The 16366-nt window shown below is 72.8% G+C and carries 13 protein-coding genes; 9 read left to right on the top strand and 4 right to left on the bottom strand.

The annotated features are described in order from the left end of the window. Nucleotides 1-13 precede the first annotated feature (13 nt). Nucleotides 14-973 (bottom strand): ATP-binding cassette domain-containing protein, encoded by a 960-nt coding sequence (locus tag K7640_RS06395; protein ID WP_222953785.1) that lies wholly within the window; start codon nt 971-973, stop codon nt 14-16. Nucleotides 974-1094: 121 nt separating this feature from the next. Continuing rightward, complete coding sequence (locus K7640_RS06400) at nt 1095-1736, bottom strand: PadR family transcriptional regulator (protein ID WP_255608342.1); 642 nt, start codon at nt 1734-1736, stop codon at nt 1095-1097. Nucleotides 1737-1866: 130 nt separating this feature from the next. Here K7640_RS06400 and K7640_RS06405 point away from each other — a divergent pair, with 130 nt between their 5' ends. The 5 genes from K7640_RS06405 (at nt 1867) to K7640_RS06425 (ending at nt 10280) form a co-directional block, all read left to right on the top strand. Further along, nucleotides 1867-3618, top strand: a complete 1752-nt coding sequence (locus K7640_RS06405; RefSeq protein ID WP_222953786.1) for a biotin carboxylase N-terminal domain-containing protein — start codon at nt 1867-1869, stop codon at nt 3616-3618. Nucleotides 3619-3754: 136 nt separating this feature from the next. Next, complete coding sequence (locus K7640_RS06410; protein WP_222953787.1) at nt 3755-5194, top strand: GuaB1 family IMP dehydrogenase-related protein; 1440 nt, start codon at nt 3755-3757, stop codon at nt 5192-5194. A 745-nt stretch (nt 5195-5939) separates the two neighbouring features. Next, nucleotides 5940-6461: a MarR family winged helix-turn-helix transcriptional regulator gene (locus K7640_RS06415; protein ID WP_222954320.1), complete on the top strand. Its 522-nt coding sequence runs from the start codon at nt 5940-5942 to the stop codon at nt 6459-6461. Then, on the top strand, nt 6455-8188 hold the full coding sequence (locus tag K7640_RS06420; protein ID WP_222953788.1) for an ABC transporter ATP-binding protein: 1734 nt from the start codon (nt 6455-6457) through the stop codon (nt 8186-8188). The genes K7640_RS06415 and K7640_RS06420 overlap by 7 nt, the downstream gene beginning before the upstream one ends. 175 nt (nt 8189-8363) lie before the next feature. After that, the gene (locus K7640_RS06425; RefSeq protein ID WP_222954321.1) at nt 8364-10280 is read left to right on the top strand and encodes an ABC transporter ATP-binding protein; all 1917 of its coding nucleotides are present in this window, start codon (nt 8364-8366) and stop codon (nt 10278-10280) included. 14 nt (nt 10281-10294) lie between these two features. Here the strand turns inward: K7640_RS06425 and thrS are convergent, their stop codons facing one another. Then, nucleotides 10295-11527: a threonine--tRNA ligase gene (gene thrS, locus K7640_RS06430; RefSeq protein ID WP_308042494.1), complete on the bottom strand. Its 1233-nt coding sequence runs from the start codon at nt 11525-11527 to the stop codon at nt 10295-10297. A gap of 487 nt (nt 11528-12014) precedes the next feature. Here thrS and K7640_RS06435 point away from each other — a divergent pair, with 487 nt between their 5' ends. The 3 genes from K7640_RS06435 (at nt 12015) to K7640_RS06445 (ending at nt 14438) form a co-directional block, all read left to right on the top strand. Continuing rightward, on the top strand, nt 12015-12623 hold the full coding sequence (locus tag K7640_RS06435) for a DedA family protein (protein WP_222953790.1): 609 nt from the start codon (nt 12015-12017) through the stop codon (nt 12621-12623). Nucleotides 12624-12863: 240 nt separating this feature from the next. Next, nucleotides 12864-13697 (top strand): SDR family oxidoreductase, encoded by an 834-nt coding sequence (locus K7640_RS06440; protein ID WP_222953791.1) that lies wholly within the window; start codon nt 12864-12866, stop codon nt 13695-13697. An 87-nt stretch (nt 13698-13784) separates the two neighbouring features. Beyond that, entirely contained in the window at nt 13785-14438 is a 654-nt protein-coding gene (locus K7640_RS06445; protein ID WP_222953792.1) for a DUF998 domain-containing protein, read from the top strand. Here the strand turns inward: K7640_RS06445 and K7640_RS06450 are convergent. Further along, complete coding sequence (locus K7640_RS06450) at nt 14372-15775, bottom strand: NAD(P)H-quinone dehydrogenase (RefSeq protein WP_222953793.1); 1404 nt, start codon at nt 15773-15775, stop codon at nt 14372-14374. The two genes, K7640_RS06445 and K7640_RS06450, sit on opposite strands and share 67 nt — an antisense overlap. Before the next feature lie 106 nt (nt 15776-15881). On the opposite strand from K7640_RS06450, the gene K7640_RS06455 reads away from it, so the two are divergent. Next, the gene (locus tag K7640_RS06455; RefSeq protein WP_222953794.1) at nt 15882-16337 is read left to right on the top strand and encodes a gamma-glutamylcyclotransferase; all 456 of its coding nucleotides are present in this window, start codon (nt 15882-15884) and stop codon (nt 16335-16337) included. Nucleotides 16338-16366 lie beyond the last annotated feature (29 nt).

Below are 16366 nucleotides of genomic sequence, written 5' to 3' on the forward strand. Positions count from 1 at the left end.
GCTTCTCCGGGGGTCAGGACTCGCGCAGCGAGCGGCCGGTCTTGGTGAGGAAGACGTCGTCGAGGCTGGGGCGGTGCAGCTCGATGGAGCTGAGCTCGATCCCGCCCTGGTCGAGCCGGCGCAGGATCTGCGGGATGGCGGTGGCGCCCTCGTCGACGAAGAGCCGCAGGCCACCGGTGTCGATGGTCTCCAGCTTGTTGACGTACGCGGCGGTGTCGAGCAGCTCGGCGGCCTGGGGGGTGCTCCCGGCGTCGAGGCCGACGAGCACCACCTCGCCGGAGATCTCCCGCTTGAGCGCGGCCGGGGTCCCCTCGGCGACCACCTCGCCGTGATCCATGATCGCGATCCGGTCGCAGAGCGCGTCGGCCTCGTCGAGGTAGTGGGTGGTGATGAAGACGGTCATCCCCTCGGCGCGCAGCCGGCGGATCTCGTCCCACATGTGGGCGCGGCTCTGCGGGTCGAGGCCGGTGGTCGGCTCGTCCAGGAAGACGATCTTCGGCTCGTGGATGATGCCGAGCGCGATCTCGACCCGGCGGCGCTGGCCGCCGGAGTACGTCTTGCACTTGCGGTCGGCGTACTCGGTGAGTTGGAAGGCGTCCAGGGCGCGGGCGGCGCGGCGGTGCGCCTCGGCCTTGCCGATGCCGTACATCCGGGCCTGGAGCACCAGCTCCTCCCGGGCGGTGGACTCGTCCCAGGTGCTGCCGCCCTGGGCCACGTAGCCGATCCGGCGGCGCACCTCGGCCGGGTCGGTGCGCAGGTCGGCGCCGGCGATGGTGGCCTCGCCGCCGTCCGGCTCGATGAGGGTGGCGAGCATCCGCAGGGTGGTGGTCTTGCCGGCGCCGTTGGGGCCGAGGAAGCCGAAGATCTCCCCCTCGGCGACCTCCAGGTTCACCCCCCGGACCGCGTCCACGGTCTTCGTCTCGCGACCCGCCCGGGAGCGGAACGACTTCCGCAACCCCCTGGTCTCGATCATGTCTGCTCCTGGTCGTCCGGGCCGGAGTCACCGGCCGCCGATCCCCCGCGACGGGGACGCACCTCTCCCGCGCGGCTCGCGGAAGAGGTTATCGCGATATAGCTCTTATGGTCAACGTTGATTAATCCGCGTCTGTGGCTCCCGACGGAACACCGTCGGGGGCGGCGCCGTCCCGCCACCCGGACCAGCCCTCGGCGCGCTCCATTCCAGCGGGCAGGTACGACACTCCCGACTCGATCCGCTCGGCGATCCGCTCGCACCAGGCCATGTCCGCCTCGGCCCGGGCCGACCAGAGCTCGAACATCCACCCCACGTGCACCGGCTTGGTCTTGCGCACCCACTCCGACTCCAGCGAGGCGCGCATCGACTCGATGCCGGCCCGCAGCAGGTTCGCCCGGTTGCGCAGCGCCGCCGCCGCCTCCTCGCGGGGCAGCGCGGGCAGGAAGGAGAACGCCGCGGCGAACGGATCCGACCCCTCGTTGAGCTGCCACCACTGCGCGCGCAGCAGGGTCTCGAACTCCTCTTCCCCCTTGGCCGTCACCTCGTACGTGGTGCGGGCGGGACGGGCACCCACCTGCTCGGTGGAGACCTCGCGGAGCAGCCCCTCGTCGGCCAGCTTGCGCAGCGCGTGATAGATCGATCCCGGTTGCACGTTGGCCCACTTGTCGGCGCTCCAGCTCAGCAGCTCGCGGCGCACGTCGTAGCCGTGCACCGGCTGCATCCACCTGACCAGACCGAGAATCATCATCCGCGTTGCCGACATCACACAAGCGTAATAAGCAAGTTTGACTAGGCGATGGCGCGACAGTGCCACATCCCACACTGAGCGATCGTTAGGGCCAGCAGACCGGCCGATACACTCCCGGCTATCCACCCCGGGGAGGAGCCACAAGGTGCGCAAGGTACTCATCGCCAACCGCGGCGAGATCGCCGTACGCGTCATCCGCGCCTGCCGCGACGCCGGCCTGGCCAGCGTCGCCGTCTACGCAGACTCCGACCGGGACGCGCTGCACGCCACCCTGGCCGACGAGGCGTACGCCCTCGGCGGCGACACCGCCGCCGACAGCTACCTGCGGATCGACAAGCTGATCGAGGTGGCCGCGCAGGCCGGCGCCGACGCGGTGCACCCCGGTTACGGCTTCCTCTCCGAGAACGCCGACTTCGCCCAGGCGGTCATCGACGCCGGCCTCACCTGGGTCGGCCCGACCCCGCAGGCGATCCGCGACCTCGGTGACAAGGTGACCGCCCGGCACATCGCCCAGCGCGCCGGCGCGCCCCTGGTCCCCGGCACCCCGGACCCGGTCAACAACGCCGACGAGGTGATGGCCTTCGCCGTCGACCACGGCCTGCCGGTCGCCATCAAGGCGGCCTTCGGCGGTGGCGGTCGCGGCCTCAAGGTGGCCCGCACCATGGAGGAGATCCCGCACCTGTTCGAGTCGGCCACCCGCGAGGCGGTCGCCGCGTTCGGCCGGGGTGAGTGCTTCGTCGAGCGCTACCTCGACCAGCCCCGCCACGTCGAGGCGCAGGTGCTGGCCGACCAGCACGGCAACGTGATCGTGGTCGGCACCCGGGACTGCTCGTTGCAGCGCCGGCACCAGAAGCTGGTCGAGGAGGCCCCCGCGCCGTTCCTCACCGACGCGCAGCGCGCCCAGATCCACGACAGCGCCAAGGCGATCTGCCGGGAGGCCGGCTACCACGGCGCCGGCACCGTCGAATACCTGGTCGGCGCGGACGGCACCATCTCCTTCCTGGAGGTCAACACCCGGCTTCAGGTCGAGCACCCGGTCACCGAGGAGACCGCCGGCATCGACCTGGTCCGGGAGCAGTTCCGGATCGCCGACGGTGAGAAGCTGCGCTTCACCGAGGATCCGACCCCGCGCGGGCACGCCATCGAGTTCCGGATCAACGGTGAGGACCCGGGCCGCAACTTCCTGCCCGCCCCGGGGACCGTCACCGCGCTGCGGCTGCCCAGCGGCCCGGGCGTACGGGTGGACACCGGCATCTCGGCCGGCGACGTGATCGGCGGCAACTTCGACTCGCTGCTCGCCAAGGTGATCATCGTCGGCGAGACGCGTACCGAGGCGATCGAGCGGGCCCGCCGGGCGCTTGACGAGATGGTCGTCGACGGCATGGCCACCGCGCTGCCGTTCCACCGCCTGGTGGTCCGGGACGAGGCGTTCACCGCCGAGCCGTTCACCGTGCACACCCGGTGGATCGAGACCGAGTTCGACAACACCGTCCCGGCCTTCACCGCCCCCGCCGGCACCGGCGAGGGCCCGGCCGAGCGGGAGACCGTCGTGGTGGAGGTGGGCGGCAAGCGGCTGGAGGTGACGCTGCCGGCCGGCCTCGGCGCGGGTACGGCCACCGCCGCGCCCGCCGCGAAGAAGCCGGGCCGCCGGGGCGGCGGCGCCAAGGCCGGCGCGGCGCCCAGCGGCGACGCGCTCACCTCCCCGATGCAGGGCACCATCGTCAAGATCGCCGTGGCGGACGGGGACACCGTCGCCGAGGGCGACCTGGTGGTGGTGCTGGAGGCGATGAAGATGGAGCAGCCGTTGCACGCCCACAAGGGCGGGACGGTGAGCGGGCTCGCGGCGGAGGTGGGCGCGGTGATCAGCGCCGGCGCCGCCATCTGCACCATCGCCTGAGGGGGTAAGGAGGGGCACCCTGTTAACGCATTTTGCATAGCAGGGGCCCCTTATTAACACCCCGGGCTCGTCGCGGGGGCGGTGGTTTGGGCCACCAGCGGGGGCGGGAGCCGGCCCGAGCAGGAATGATGTTCAGGTGCGGTTCCTTCATGGCGCGGTCCCCGCGCACGACCTGACCTACAACGACGTCTTCATGGCCCCGGCCCGCTCCGAGGTGGCCTCGCGGCTCGACGTCGACCTGGCCTCGGCCGACGGCACCGGCACCACCATCCCGCTGGTGGTGGCGAACATGACGGCGGTGGCCGGCCGGCGGATGGCCGAGACCGTGGCCCGCCGGGGTGCCGTCACGGTCATCCCGCAGGACATCCCGATCGAGGTGGTGGCCAACGTCGTCGCCTGGGTCAAGCGGCGGCACCTGGTGCACGACACCGCCATCACCCTCGGCCCGACCGACACCGTGGGTGACGCGATCCACCTGCTGCCCAAGCGCGCGCACGGCGCGGTCGTCGTGGTGGACTCCGACGGCCGGCCGATCGGCGTGGTCACCGAGGCGGACACCGTGGGGGTGGACCGGTTCGCCCAGCTGCGGCACGTCATGTCGACCGAGCTGCACACCGTGCCGGCGGACGCGGACCCGCGTACCGGCTTCGACCGGCTCTCCGCGGGCCGGCGCCGGCTCGCCCCGGTGGTGGACGCCGAGGGGCGGCTGGTCGGGGTGCTGACCCGGCAGGGCGCGCTGCGGGCCACGCTCTACAAGCCGGCCGTGGACGACCGGGGGCGGCTGCGCATCGCCGCCGCGGTGGGCATCAACGGGGACGTGACCGGCAAGGCGTCCGCGCTGCTGGAGGCCGGGGTGGACACCCTGGTCGTGGACACCGCGCACGGCCACCAGGAGCGGATGCTGACCGCGCTGCGGGCGGTGCGCGCACTCGACCCGGCGGTCCCGGTGGCGGCCGGCAACGTGGTGACCGCCGACGGCGTACGCGATCTGGTGGCGGCGGGCGCGGACATCATCAAGGTGGGCGTGGGCCCCGGCGCGATGTGCACCACCCGGATGATGACCGGCGTCGGCCGGCCGCAGTTCTCGGCCGTGCTCGACTGCGCCGCCGCCGCGCGGGCGCTCGGCCGGCACGTCTGGGCCGACGGCGGCGTACGGCACCCGCGGGACGTCGCGCTGGCGCTGGCCGCCGGTGCCTCCAACGTGATGATCGGCTCCTGGTTCGCCGGCACCTACGAGTCCCCCGGTGACCTGTACACCGAGCCGGACGGCCGGCGGTACAAGGAGAGCTTCGGGATGGCCTCGTCCCGGGCGGTCAGCGCCCGGACCGCCGAGGACAGCGCCTTCGACCGGGCCCGCAAGGCGATCTTCGAGGAGGGCATCTCCTCGGCCAGGATGTACCTGGACCCGGCCCGTCCCGGCGTCGAGGACCTGATCGACGAGATCATCTCGGGGGTGCGCAGCGCCTTCACCTACGCCGGCGCCCGCAACCTGGAGGAGTTCCACGACCGGGCGCTGGTCGGGGTGCAGAGCACCGCTGGCTACACCGAGGGCATGCCGCTGCCGACCAGCTGGTGACGGCTTACGGTGTGGCGCCGGGCGGCGTGGCCGGCTCGGCGTGGCTGGGCTCGGCGTGGCTGGGCTCGGCGTGGCTGGGCTCGGCGTGGCTGGGCTCGGCGTGGCGGCTCGCGCGCCCGCCCACTGCCTCGGCCGACGTCCGGGGTGCGTCGAGCAGCCTACGAACTTGATGTCGTAAACGAGTCACCGCACGGGGAGAAGCACCCCGATTGCGGGATTCCGCCGCCACCCTGATTCGTTTACGACATCAAGTTGGTAGCTTGCCCGCCGACGGCCCGGGAGGCGCACGGCACATCGGCGTGGGCAGCCCGCGCCACCGCCCGCCTCGCGGCACATCGGCCTATCCGAGCCACGCGACCGCCCGGCCTGCGGCACATCGGCCTGTTCAGGCCACGCCAATGCCCCGCGTTGCGGCACATCGGGCCTGTCGAAGGCCGCGCCACCGCCCCGACCTGCGGCCTGCGGCACATCGACCAGTCCGAGCCACGCCACCGCCCAACCCGCGGGACATCGGCCAGTCCAGGCCACGCCACCGCCCGACCTGCGGCGGGTCGGGCTGCCAGGAGGGGCGCGCCTGACCGTACGCCGGCACGGTCGCGTGTCGAGCGGGGCCGGGTCGGGTGTGAAGCCGGGCCGGGTCGGGTGTTAAGCGGGGGCCCCTGCTATGCAGCAGGCGTTAATAGGGGGCCCTTCCTTAAATTAGTTTGGGCCCTGACGGTTCGGGGGCTAACGTGAGGCCGTGCAGATGGAACCACTGGTGCGCTTCCCGGACGTGCTGGGCCACGCGCCCCTGGGCCGGCTGATCGGGATCGCCGGCCACCTCGTCGAGCAGTACTGGGGGCGGTACCTGGCGGAGCGCCACGGGCTCTCCGCGGCCGGGATGCGGGTGCTGATGCTCCTGGCCCGGGCGGGCGACAGCACCCACCGGGAGGTCGCCGAGCACTGTTTCGTCCGGCCCGCCACCCTCACCGGCATCGTCGACACCCTGGAACGGGACGGTTTCGTGGAGCGCCGCCGGGACACCGCCGACCGGCGCACCGTGCAGCTCGCGCTCACCGACAAGGGCCGGGAGCACGCCGAGGCGGTGCTCGCCGTCATGCGCAGCGATCCGCCGCTGACCTCCGTCGACGCCGACCCGGCGAAGCGGGAGGTGATCCGGGAGTTCCTCACGGAACTGATTACCACCATGTCCGACGGGGAGGGCGGCCGGTTGAACCCATCGACCCAGGAACCCGAGGAGCCCCGACCAGGAGGCCGTACGTGCTGATCCGTCTGCTGCGCGGCGGGCTGCGCCCGTACCGCGGGCCGCTGGCCGCCGTGGTGCTGTTCCAGTTCATCGGCACCATGGCCTCGCTCTACCTGCCCAGCCTGAACGCCGACATCATCGACCAGGGCGTGGCGCTGGGCGACACCGACTACATCATGCGTACCGGCGGGTGGATGCTGCTGGTCAGCCTGGTCCAGATCGCCGGCTCGGTGGCCGCGGTCTTCCTCGGCGCCCGAGTCGCGATGAGCTTCGGCCGGGACACCCGGGCGGGGATCTTCGCGCAGGTCAACAGCTTCTCCGCCCGGGAGGTGGCCCGGTTCGGCGCCCCCTCGCTGATCACCCGCAACACCAACGACGTGCAGCAGGTGCAGATGCTCGTGCTGATGAGCTGCACCATGCTGGTGGCCGCGCCGATCATGAGCGTCGGCGGGGTGGTGATGGCGTTGCGCGAGGACGTCGGCCTCTCCTGGCTGATGCTGGTCTGCGTGCCGGTGCTGGCCGTCGCGCTGGGCGCGATCATCCGGCGGATGGTGCCGGGCTTCCGGCAGATGCAGACCCGGATCGACACCGTCAACCGGGTGCTGCGCGAGCAGATCACCGGCATCCGGGTGGTCCGGGCCTTCGTCCGCGAGCCGTACGAGACGGAACGGTTCGGTCGGGCGAACGCCGACCTGACCGCGACCGCCCTGCGCACCGGCCGGCTGATGGCGTTGATCTTCCCGGTGGTGATGCTGGTGTTGAACGTCTCCAGCGTCGCGGTGCTCTGGTTCGGGGCGCAGCGGGTGGACGCCCGCGAGATCCAGATCGGCGCGCTCACCGCGTTCCTGCAATATCTGATGCAGATCCTGATGGCCGTCATGATGGCCACCTTCATGCTGATGATGGTGCCGCGCGCCGCGGTCTGCGCCGAACGGATCGTCGAGGTGCTGGACACGGAGTCGTCGGTGGTCCCGCCGGCCGAACCGATGCTCGCCACGACCAGACGCGCCGAGTTGGAACTGCGCCGGGTCGCCTTCCAGTATCCGGGGGCGAGCGCACCGGTGCTGCACGACATCTCGTTCCGGGCCGAGCCGGGCCGGACCACGGCCATCGTGGGCGCGACCGGGGCCGGGAAGACCACCCTGCTCACGCTGATCCCCCGGCTGGTCGACCCGACCGCCGGCGCGGTGCTTGTCGACGGGGTGGACGTGCGGCTGCTGGAGCCGAACGAGGTGTGGCGCCGGATCGGGCTGGTGCCGCAACGGCCGTACCTGTTCAGCGGCACGGTGGCCAGCAACCTCCGGTACGGCAACCCGGACGCCACCGACGCGGAGCTGTGGGCGGCGCTGGAGATCGCCCAGGCCCGCGACTTCGTCGCGGAGATGCCGGGCGGGCTGGACGCGCCGATCGCGCAGGGCGGCACCAACGTCTCCGGCGGTCAGCGGCAGCGCCTGGCGATCGCCCGCGCGCTGGTCCGCCAGCCCGAGATCTACCTGTTCGACGACTCGTTCTCCGCGCTGGACCTCGGCACCGACGCCCGGCTGCGGGCCGCGCTGCGGCCGGTCACCGCGGACGCCACCGTGGTGATCGTGGCGCAGCGGGTCTCCACGATCGTCGACGCCGACCAGATCATCGTGCTTGAGGACGGCGGCGTGGTCGGCATCGGCCGGCACGCCGAACTCCTGGCGACCTGCCCCACGTACGCCGAGATCGTGGCGTCCCAGCAAACCGCGGAGGTGACCGCGTGAGCGCGAGGAGCAAGCCGGGGTTGCGAGCCCCGCAGTCGCGAACGAATGGAGGCACCGCGTGAGCAGCGCGCCGCGCGTACCCGATCAGAAGCCGGCCGGCGACGGGCGGACGCCGCAGCGGCTGCCCGCCGCCGGTCGGCGCGGCGGCGGTGGCCCGCCGTGGATGGGCGCCGCCATGCCGGCGGAGAAGTCGATGAACTTCGGGCCGTCCGCCCGGCGGCTGCTGGGCCGGCTCCGGCCGCACCGGGTCCGGCTGTCGGCCGTGCTGCTGCTGGCCGTGGCCAGCGTGACGGCCGCGGTGATCGGGCCGAAGATCCTCGGCCACGCCACCGACCTGATCTTCGCCGGGGTGATCGGCCGGCAGCTGCCCGCCGGCAGCACCGCGGAGCAGGCGGTCACCGCGGCCCGGGCGGCCGGCAACGACAACTTCGCCGACATGCTGGCCCGGATGGATGTGGTGCCCGGGGTGGGCATCGACTTCACCGCGCTGGGCCGGGTGCTGCTGTTCGCCCTCGGCCTCTATCTGCTGGCCAGCCTGCTCGCCTGGTGGCAGGGCTGGCTGCTCAACACGGTGGTGCAGCGCACCGTGCTGCGGCTGCGCGCCGACGTGCAGGACAAGTTGAACCGGCTGCCGCTGCCGTACTTCGACCGGCAGCCCCGGGGCGAGCTGCTCAGCCGGGTCACCAACGACATCGACAACATCTCGCAGACCCTCCAGCAGACGCTGAGCCAGCTGGTCACGTCGCTGCTCACCGTGGTCGGCGTACTCGCCATGATGTTCTGGATCTCGCCCGTGCTGGCGTTGGTCGCGCTGGTCGCGGTGCCGGCGTCGGTGCTGGTGACCCGGGCCATCGCGAAGCGTTCGCAGCACCGGTTCATGGCCCAGTGGCGGCACACCGGCGAGCTGAACGCGCAGATCGAGGAGGCGTACACCGGCCACGAGCTGGTCAAGGTCTTCGGCCGGCAGCAGGAGGTGGAGGCGGCCTTCCACGCCAAGAACGAGGAGCTGTACCGGGCCAGCTTCAGCGCCCAGTTCATCTCCGGGCTGATCATGCCGGCGATGATGTTCGTCGGGAACCTCAGCTACGTCGCCATCGCGGTGGTGGGCGGGCTGCGGGTGGCGTCCGGGACGATGAGCCTCGGCGACGTGCAGGCGTTCATCCAGTACTCGCGGCAGTTCACCCAGCCGCTCACCCAGGTCGCCTCGATGGCGAACCTGCTCCAGTCCGGGGTGGCCTCGGCGGAACGGGTCTTCGAGGTGCTCGACGCCGAGGAGCAGGCCCCGGACCGGGCCGGGCCGCCCCGGGTCGCCGGCCGGGTCGAGTTCGAGCACGTCAGCTTCCGCTACGACCCGGACAAGCCGCTGATCGACGACCTGTCGCTGGTCGCCGAGCCCGGGCACACGGTCGCCGTGGTCGGCCCGACGGGGGCGGGCAAGACCACCCTGGTCAACCTGATCATGCGGTTCTACGAGCTGGACGCCGGCCGGATCACCCTGGACGGGGTGGACATCACCGCGATGCCCCGGGACGAGCTGCGCGGCCGGATCGGCATGGTGCTCCAGGACACCTGGCTCTTCGGCGGCACCATCCGGGACAACATCGCGTACGGGCGGCCGGGGGCGACCGAGGAGGAGATCCTCGCCGCCGCCCGGGCCACCTTCGTGGACCGCTTCGTCCGCAGCCTCCCCGACGGGTACGACACCGTGATCGACGAGGAGGGCAGCAACGTCAGCGCCGGCGAGAAGCAGCTCATCACCATCGCCCGGGCGTTCCTGGCGGAGCCCTCGCTGCTGATCCTCGACGAGGCGACCAGCTCCGTGGACACCCGTACCGAGGTGCTGCTCCAGCGGGCGATGGCCGCCCTGCGGTCGGACCGGACCAGCTTCGTCATCGCCCACCGGCTCTCCACCATCCGGGACGCCGACCTGATCCTGATGATGGAGCACGGCCGGATCGTCGAGCAGGGCACGCACGACGAACTGCTCGCCCTGGGTGGCGCGTACCACCGCCTCTACCAGTCGCAGTTCACCGCCCCCACCGTCGAGGAGGAGCCCGCCCTCCCCACCGCCCCCCAGCCCAGCCGGGCCTAGGGGACGTCGTGGGGTCAGGACTCGGGCAGCAGGTCCGGCGAGCGGGTGGCGACCACCCGGGCGATCAGGGCGAGGGCGTCGGCGACGGGCCGCGGGTCCAACGCCCGGCCGTCGCGCAGCCGCAGCGCGACCGCGCCGGCGGTGGCCTCGCGCGGGCCGAGCACCCCGGCGTACGGCACCCGGCGGCGGGCCGCGTCCCGGACCCGGGCGCCCAGCGAGCCGCCCCGGTCCACCTCGACCCGCAGCCCGGCCGCCTCCGCTCGGCGGGCCAACTCGACGGCGGCGTCCGCCTGGCCGTCGTCGACCGGCAGCAGCACCAACTGGACCGGGGCGTACCAGGCGGGGAAGGCACCCGCGTGCTCCTCGATCAGGTACGCGAAGAGCCGCTCCAGGCTGCCGACCAGGCTGCGGTGCACCATCACCGGCCGTTTCCGGCGCCCGTCCGCGTCGGTGTAGGACAGGTCGAACCGCTCCGGCTTGTCGAAGTCGAGCTGGATGGTGGAGATGGTCGACTCGCGGCCGGCCGGGTCCACGACCTGTATGTCGATCTTCGGACCGTAGAACGCCGCCTCGCCGGGCCCCTCGACGAAGTCGGCCCCGTCCAGGGCGTCCCGGAGCAGTTCCTCGGCCCGCGCCCACTGCGCGTCGTCGCCGACGTACTTCTCCCCCGGGCCGCGCAGCGACAGCCGGAACCCCGCCGGCCGGACGCCGAGCGCGGCGTGCGCCTCGCGGATCAGCCGCAGGATCTCGCGTACCTCGTCGCCGACCTGTTCCAGCGCGCAGAAGTTGTGCGCGTCGTTCAGCGAGATGGCCCGGACCCGGGACAGCCCGCCGAGCACCCCGGACCGCTCCGCCCGGTACATCCCGCCGATCTCGGCGACGCGCAGCGGCAGCTCCCGGTACGACCGGCCGCGCGCCGCGAACACCAGCGCGTGGTGCGGGCAGAGCGCCGGGCGGAGCACGAACTCGTCGTCGGCGCCGAGCCGCATCGGCGGGAACATGTCGTCGGCGAAGTGGCTCAGGTGCCCGGAGCGTTCGAACAGCTCCCGCCGGCCCAGTGGCGGCGAGTAGACGTGCCGGTAGCCGGCCCGGCGTTCCAACTCCCGGACGTACTCCTCGACGGCGTGCCGGGCGGCGGCGCCGGCCGGCAGCCAGATCGGCAGGCCGGCGCCCGCCAGCGGGTCGGAGACGAACAGCTCCAGCTCCCGGCCGAGCCTACGGTGGTCGGTCATGTCGCTCTCCTTGATCGGGTACGACCCGGAGGCGAACTGGCCCGGCACGCCGCGAGGCCCCGGGGCGGTTCGCCCCGGGGCCTCGTCGACGGAAACGTCAGTGCGGCGCGCCGGGGATTCCCGGCGTCGTGGTCACCACCGCGCTGCGCATGCCGCGACGGTAGCCGCGGGCGCTCGTCCCGCGCACCCGAATATCAAGGAGCTTGGGGCGGGCCGCCGGCACGGGACCTGCCGGCGACCCTCGGCGGCCACCTCGCCAGGAACGGGGGACCCGGCGCGCATGGCCACGCGAGTCACCACGGTACGCGCACGATCGCCGATCCGCCGCCCGCTCCGGCCCGCGTCGGGAAACAGCATTCCGGTCACCTCCCGACGACCTGGGTCGTCGACACCCGGTGGCGCGGCCGTGTCCGTGGTCACCGGCGACCGGCCCCGTGTACGGCGGCCCGGGGCGGTCGCGCAGGCTCGATGGAAAAGGTCAGCCGGATCCGGCGAGGTGGCAGTGCCCCAACTACTCAGTGACGTGGCGTCGCCGACGGCGGCCTACCTGGTGCTGCTCGCCCTGCTGCTGGTGGACGCGTTCGTGCCGATCGTGCCTACCCAGGTCGTCATGATCACCGGTGGTGCGCTCACCGTGTACGGGTGGCTGGACCTGCCGACCACCATCGTCGTCGGCGCGCTCGGCGTGTTCACCGGTGACCTGGCCTGCTATCTGCTCGGTCGCCGCGCGCCCGACCGCCGGCTGCCCCGGCCCGGTACGCCGAACCGGGCCCGGCGGGTCGCCGACCGGGTCACCCGGGGGCTGCGCCGGCCGGGCCCGATGGTGATCCTGCTCTGCCGGTTCGTCCCCGGCGGCCGGATGGCGGCCTGCTTCTCCGCCGGCCGCCGGCGCTACCCGTACCGGCTGTTCCTCTGCTACGAGGCCGCCGCGGCGCTCGGCTGGGCGACCTACGGGGCGCTGGTCGGTCACCTCGGCGGCACGGCGCTTACCCAGTCCGCCTGGCGGCTTACCGCGATCGCGGCGGTCGCGGCGGGCGGGTTCGCCGCCGCCGGGTGGGCGATGACCCTGATCGGCACCCGCGCCGCCCGCACCGGGTCCGCCGAGGACTGACAGCCGACGCGGCGCCGGGGCAGGGCGGTGACGCGCATGAGCCTGATACCTGTGAGTCATAAATATTCCTGAGAGGTATCACGCTCATTCGGTCACCCTGCCTCCGCTGCCATGACAGACGGTGACCGGGGCGCTGGGGAAGATTGCCCGGTCCCCGGCGGTTGACCTCAACCGCGCTTCAGCTCCTAGCGTCGGTGCCGGGTCGGGGCGAGCGGCGCTCCGGTGACGGCGGAGGCGCGGATGATCCTGGTGACGGGGGCGACCGGCACGGTGGGGCGCGAGGTGGTGTCGCTGCTGGCGGCGCGGGGCGAGCGGGTACGCGCGGTGAGCCGCCGGCCGGCGACGGCCGAACTGCCGGACGGGGTGCAGGTGGTGGCGGCCGACCTGGCCGACCCGGCGTCCCTCGCCCCGCACCTGACCGGCGTGCGCGCGGTGTTCCTGATCTGGCCGTTCACCGACCCGGCGGCGGCCCGCGCGCGGGCCCCCGAGGTCGCCCGGCTGATCGCCGCGCGGGGCGCCCGGATCGTCTACCTCTCCGCGCCCGGCGCCGAATACCCGGAGACGTTCTGGGGGATCGTCGAGCGGGCGGTCGAGGAGTCCGGGGCGCCGTGGACCTTCCTGCGCCCGGTGGGCTTCGCCGCGAACACCCTGGGCTGGGCCGGGCAGATCCGCGCGGGGGACGTGGTGCGCTGGCCGTACGGCGCGGCGGCCCGCTCGCTGGTGCACGAGCGTGACCTGGCCGAGGTCGCCGTCGCGGCGCTCACCACCGACGACCACCTCGGGGCCCGGCACCTGATCAGCGGGCCGACCACCCTCACCCAGGAGGAACAGGTGCACGCCATCGGCCGGGTGCTCGGCCGCGAGCTGCGCTGGTCGGAGCAGCCGGTGGAGGAGGCCCGCCGGGCGCTGACGGCGTCCTTCGGCGACGCCGCGTTCGCCGACCTGGCGCTGGCCGGCTGGGCCGGCTTCGTCGCCGAACCGGAGGCGGTCACCGACACCGTCGAGACGGTCACCGGGCACCCCGCCCGGTCGTACGCCGAATGGGTCGCCGACCACGCGGCCGACTTCCGCTGATCGGGGTCAACGTAGGGGACCTCCCCCGGATCGATGTCGGTGGCGGTCCCGGATCCGTTTCGGGTGCTCCCGGCGACAGGCTGAGGCATGCCTGGAAACCGGACGACGGGCCTGCTGGCCCTCGGCGGGATCGCCGTGGCGGCGGTGCTCGCCGTGCTCGCTCACCTTGAGGTGAACGACGACCTGAGTCCCTGGTCGCTGACCGTCAGCGACTTCGCCGTCTCCGACCGGGGCGGCGTCCTGGACGTGGCGATGGTGCTGCTCGCCGCCGCCAGCGCCGTGCTGCTGCCGGCGCTGCGCCGCTCAGGTGCCCACCGGGCGGCCGGGCCGCTGCTCGGTGCGTGGGCCGCCGGCCTGCTCACCTCGGCCGTGGTGCCGACCAACCCGCCCGGCCTGCCGATGGACACCGCCGCCTACGTCCACCGGTACGCCTCGGTGGTGGCCTTCCTCGCCCTGCCGCTGGCCGGCTGGCTGCTCGCCGGCGGCGTGGGCGGCCGCACCGCCGGCTGGTTGCGCGCCCTGACCCTGGCCAGCCTGGTGCTGGCCGGCGCCATGATCTGGTCCGCCTACCCGGGTGACCGGGTGCTGCTCGGCCTGGTCGAACGCCTGCTGATCCTCGCCGAGGTCGGCCTGCTCACCGTCGTCGCGGTCCGGCTGCTCCGGCCGGCGTCGGCTCACTCCAACTCGTGCAGCATGAGCTGGCGGGCCGCCTCGGTGATGGAGCCGGAGAGGCTCGGATAGATGGTGATCGTCTGGGCCAGCTCGTTGACGGTGAGGTTGTTCTCCACCGCCATGGTGATCGGCAGGATCAGCTCGCTGGCCTTGGGCGCCACCACCACACCACCGATGACCTGGCCACTGGCGGGGCGGCAGAAGAGCTTGACGAAGCCGTCGGCCAGGTCGTCCATCTTCGCCCGGGCGTTGCCGGACAGCGGCAGCATCACCTGGCGGGCGGGGGTCTTGCCGGCGTCCACCTCGTCCTGCGAGACGCCGACGGTGGCCAGCTCCGGGTCGGTGAAGACGTTCGCCGCCACGGTCCGCAGCCGCAGCGGACGGACCGCCTCGCCCAGCGCGTGCCACATCGCGATCCGGCCCTGCATCGCGGCAACGCTGGCCAGCGGCAGCACCCCGGTGCAGTCGCCGGCGGCGTAGACGCCCGGCACGTTGGTCCGGGACACCCGGTCCACCGCGACGTAACCGCCCCGGGCCAGCTCGACGCCGTATTCGGCGAGGCCGAGCCCGGCGGTGTTCGGGATGGAGCCGACCGCGATCAACGCGTGCGAACCGTACGCGATCCGACCGTCGGAGAGCACGACCTCGACGCCGTCGGCGGTCCGGCGGACCGCGTCGGCGCGGGAATTGTTCAGGATGCTCATGCCCCGGTTGCGGAAGACCCGCTCGATCGCCATCGCGGCGTCGGCGTCCTCGTGCGGCATCACCCGGTCGCGGCTGGAGACCAGGGTGACCTCCACCCCCATCGCCAGGTAGGCGCTGGCGAACTCCGCGCCGGTCACGCCGGAGCCCACCACGATCAGGTGCTCGGGCAGCTCCGGCAGGTCGTACACCTGGCGCCAGGTCAGGATGCGCTCGCCGTCCGGCACGGCGGTGGGGAGCTGGCGCGGCGTGGCGCCGGTGGCGATCAGCACGGTGGTCGCGTCGATCGGGTATTCGGCGGCGCCGTCGGCCGGGGTGACGACCACCTGGTGGGTGTGGCCGAGCTTGTCCTCGCCGAGCCGGGCGTTGCCGGCCACGAAGGTCACGCCAGCCTTGGTCAGCTTGGCGTGGATGTCGGCCGACTGCGCCAGCGCCAGCCGCTTCACCCGCTCGTGCACCGCCCGGGCGTCGACGGTCACCGCCTCCAGCCCGTCCGAGTCGATGCCGAACTCCTCGGTGTCCCGGTAACCGGTGACCACCTCGGAGCTGGCGATGAAGGTCTTGGACGGGACGCAGTCGGAGAGCACGCAGGCCCCGCCGGCCCCCTCGGCCTCCACGACGGTGACATCGGCGTCCAGCTGGGCGGCGACCAGCGCCGCCTCGTACCCGGCCGGCCCCCCGCCGATGATCACGATCTGGCTCACAGCGCTCGCCCCTCGTCAGTGTTCACAGTGACTTTCTTCTCCCGGACACGTCCGACACGCACCGTCGTATTCTCCCCCACCCGTCCGCCGGGCTATCGTCATCGCCGTGCGTCATTACGCCGCCTACGGCTCAAACCTCGATCCCGCCCGGATGCGCGCCTACTGTCCGCATTCGCCGATGGTGGGCACCGGCTGGCTGGAGGGCTGGCGGTTGACCTTCGCCGGCGAGGACGTGATCGGCTGGGAGGGCGCGGTCAGCACGGTGGTCGAGTCGCCCGGCGACCGGGTCTTCGTGGCGCTGTACGACATCCACCCGTACGACGCCGCCCAGCTCGACGAGATCGAGGGGGTGACCGCCGGGACGTACCGCAAGCTCACCGTCCGGGTCTCGACGCTGGACGGGGACGTGACGGCCTGGGTCTACGTCTTCGACGGGTACGAGGGCGGCCTGCCCACCGCGTGGTATCTCTCCGAGATCGCGAACGCGGCGCAGAAGGCGGGCGCGCCGGACGACTACGTCACCGAGCTGCGGTCCCGCCCCACCGGCACGGCGTCCGCGTAGCGCGCATCCCACCCGCCCAGTCTGCGCCC

The sequence above is a fragment of the Micromonospora sp. PLK6-60 genome (assembly GCF_019890675.1).
Lineage (GTDB): Bacteria > Actinomycetota > Actinomycetes > Mycobacteriales > Micromonosporaceae > Micromonospora.

Coding starts and splice junctions, on each gene's coding strand:
- K7640_RS06395 (WP_222953785.1), bottom strand. CDS start 973: ATGATCGAGACCAGGGGGTTGCGGAAGTCGTTCCGCTCCCGGGCGGGT.
- K7640_RS06400 (WP_255608342.1), bottom strand. CDS start 1,736: ATGTCGGCAACGCGGATGATGATTCTCGGTCTGGTCAGGTGGATGCAG.
- K7640_RS06415 (WP_222954320.1), top strand. CDS start 5,940: ATGGAACCACTGGTGCGCTTCCCGGACGTGCTGGGCCACGCGCCCCTG.
- K7640_RS06425 (WP_222954321.1), top strand. CDS start 8,364: ATGCCGGCGGAGAAGTCGATGAACTTCGGGCCGTCCGCCCGGCGGCTG.
- K7640_RS06440 (WP_222953791.1), top strand. CDS start 12,864: ATGATCCTGGTGACGGGGGCGACCGGCACGGTGGGGCGCGAGGTGGTG.
- K7640_RS06445 (WP_222953792.1), top strand. CDS start 13,785: ATGCCTGGAAACCGGACGACGGGCCTGCTGGCCCTCGGCGGGATCGCC.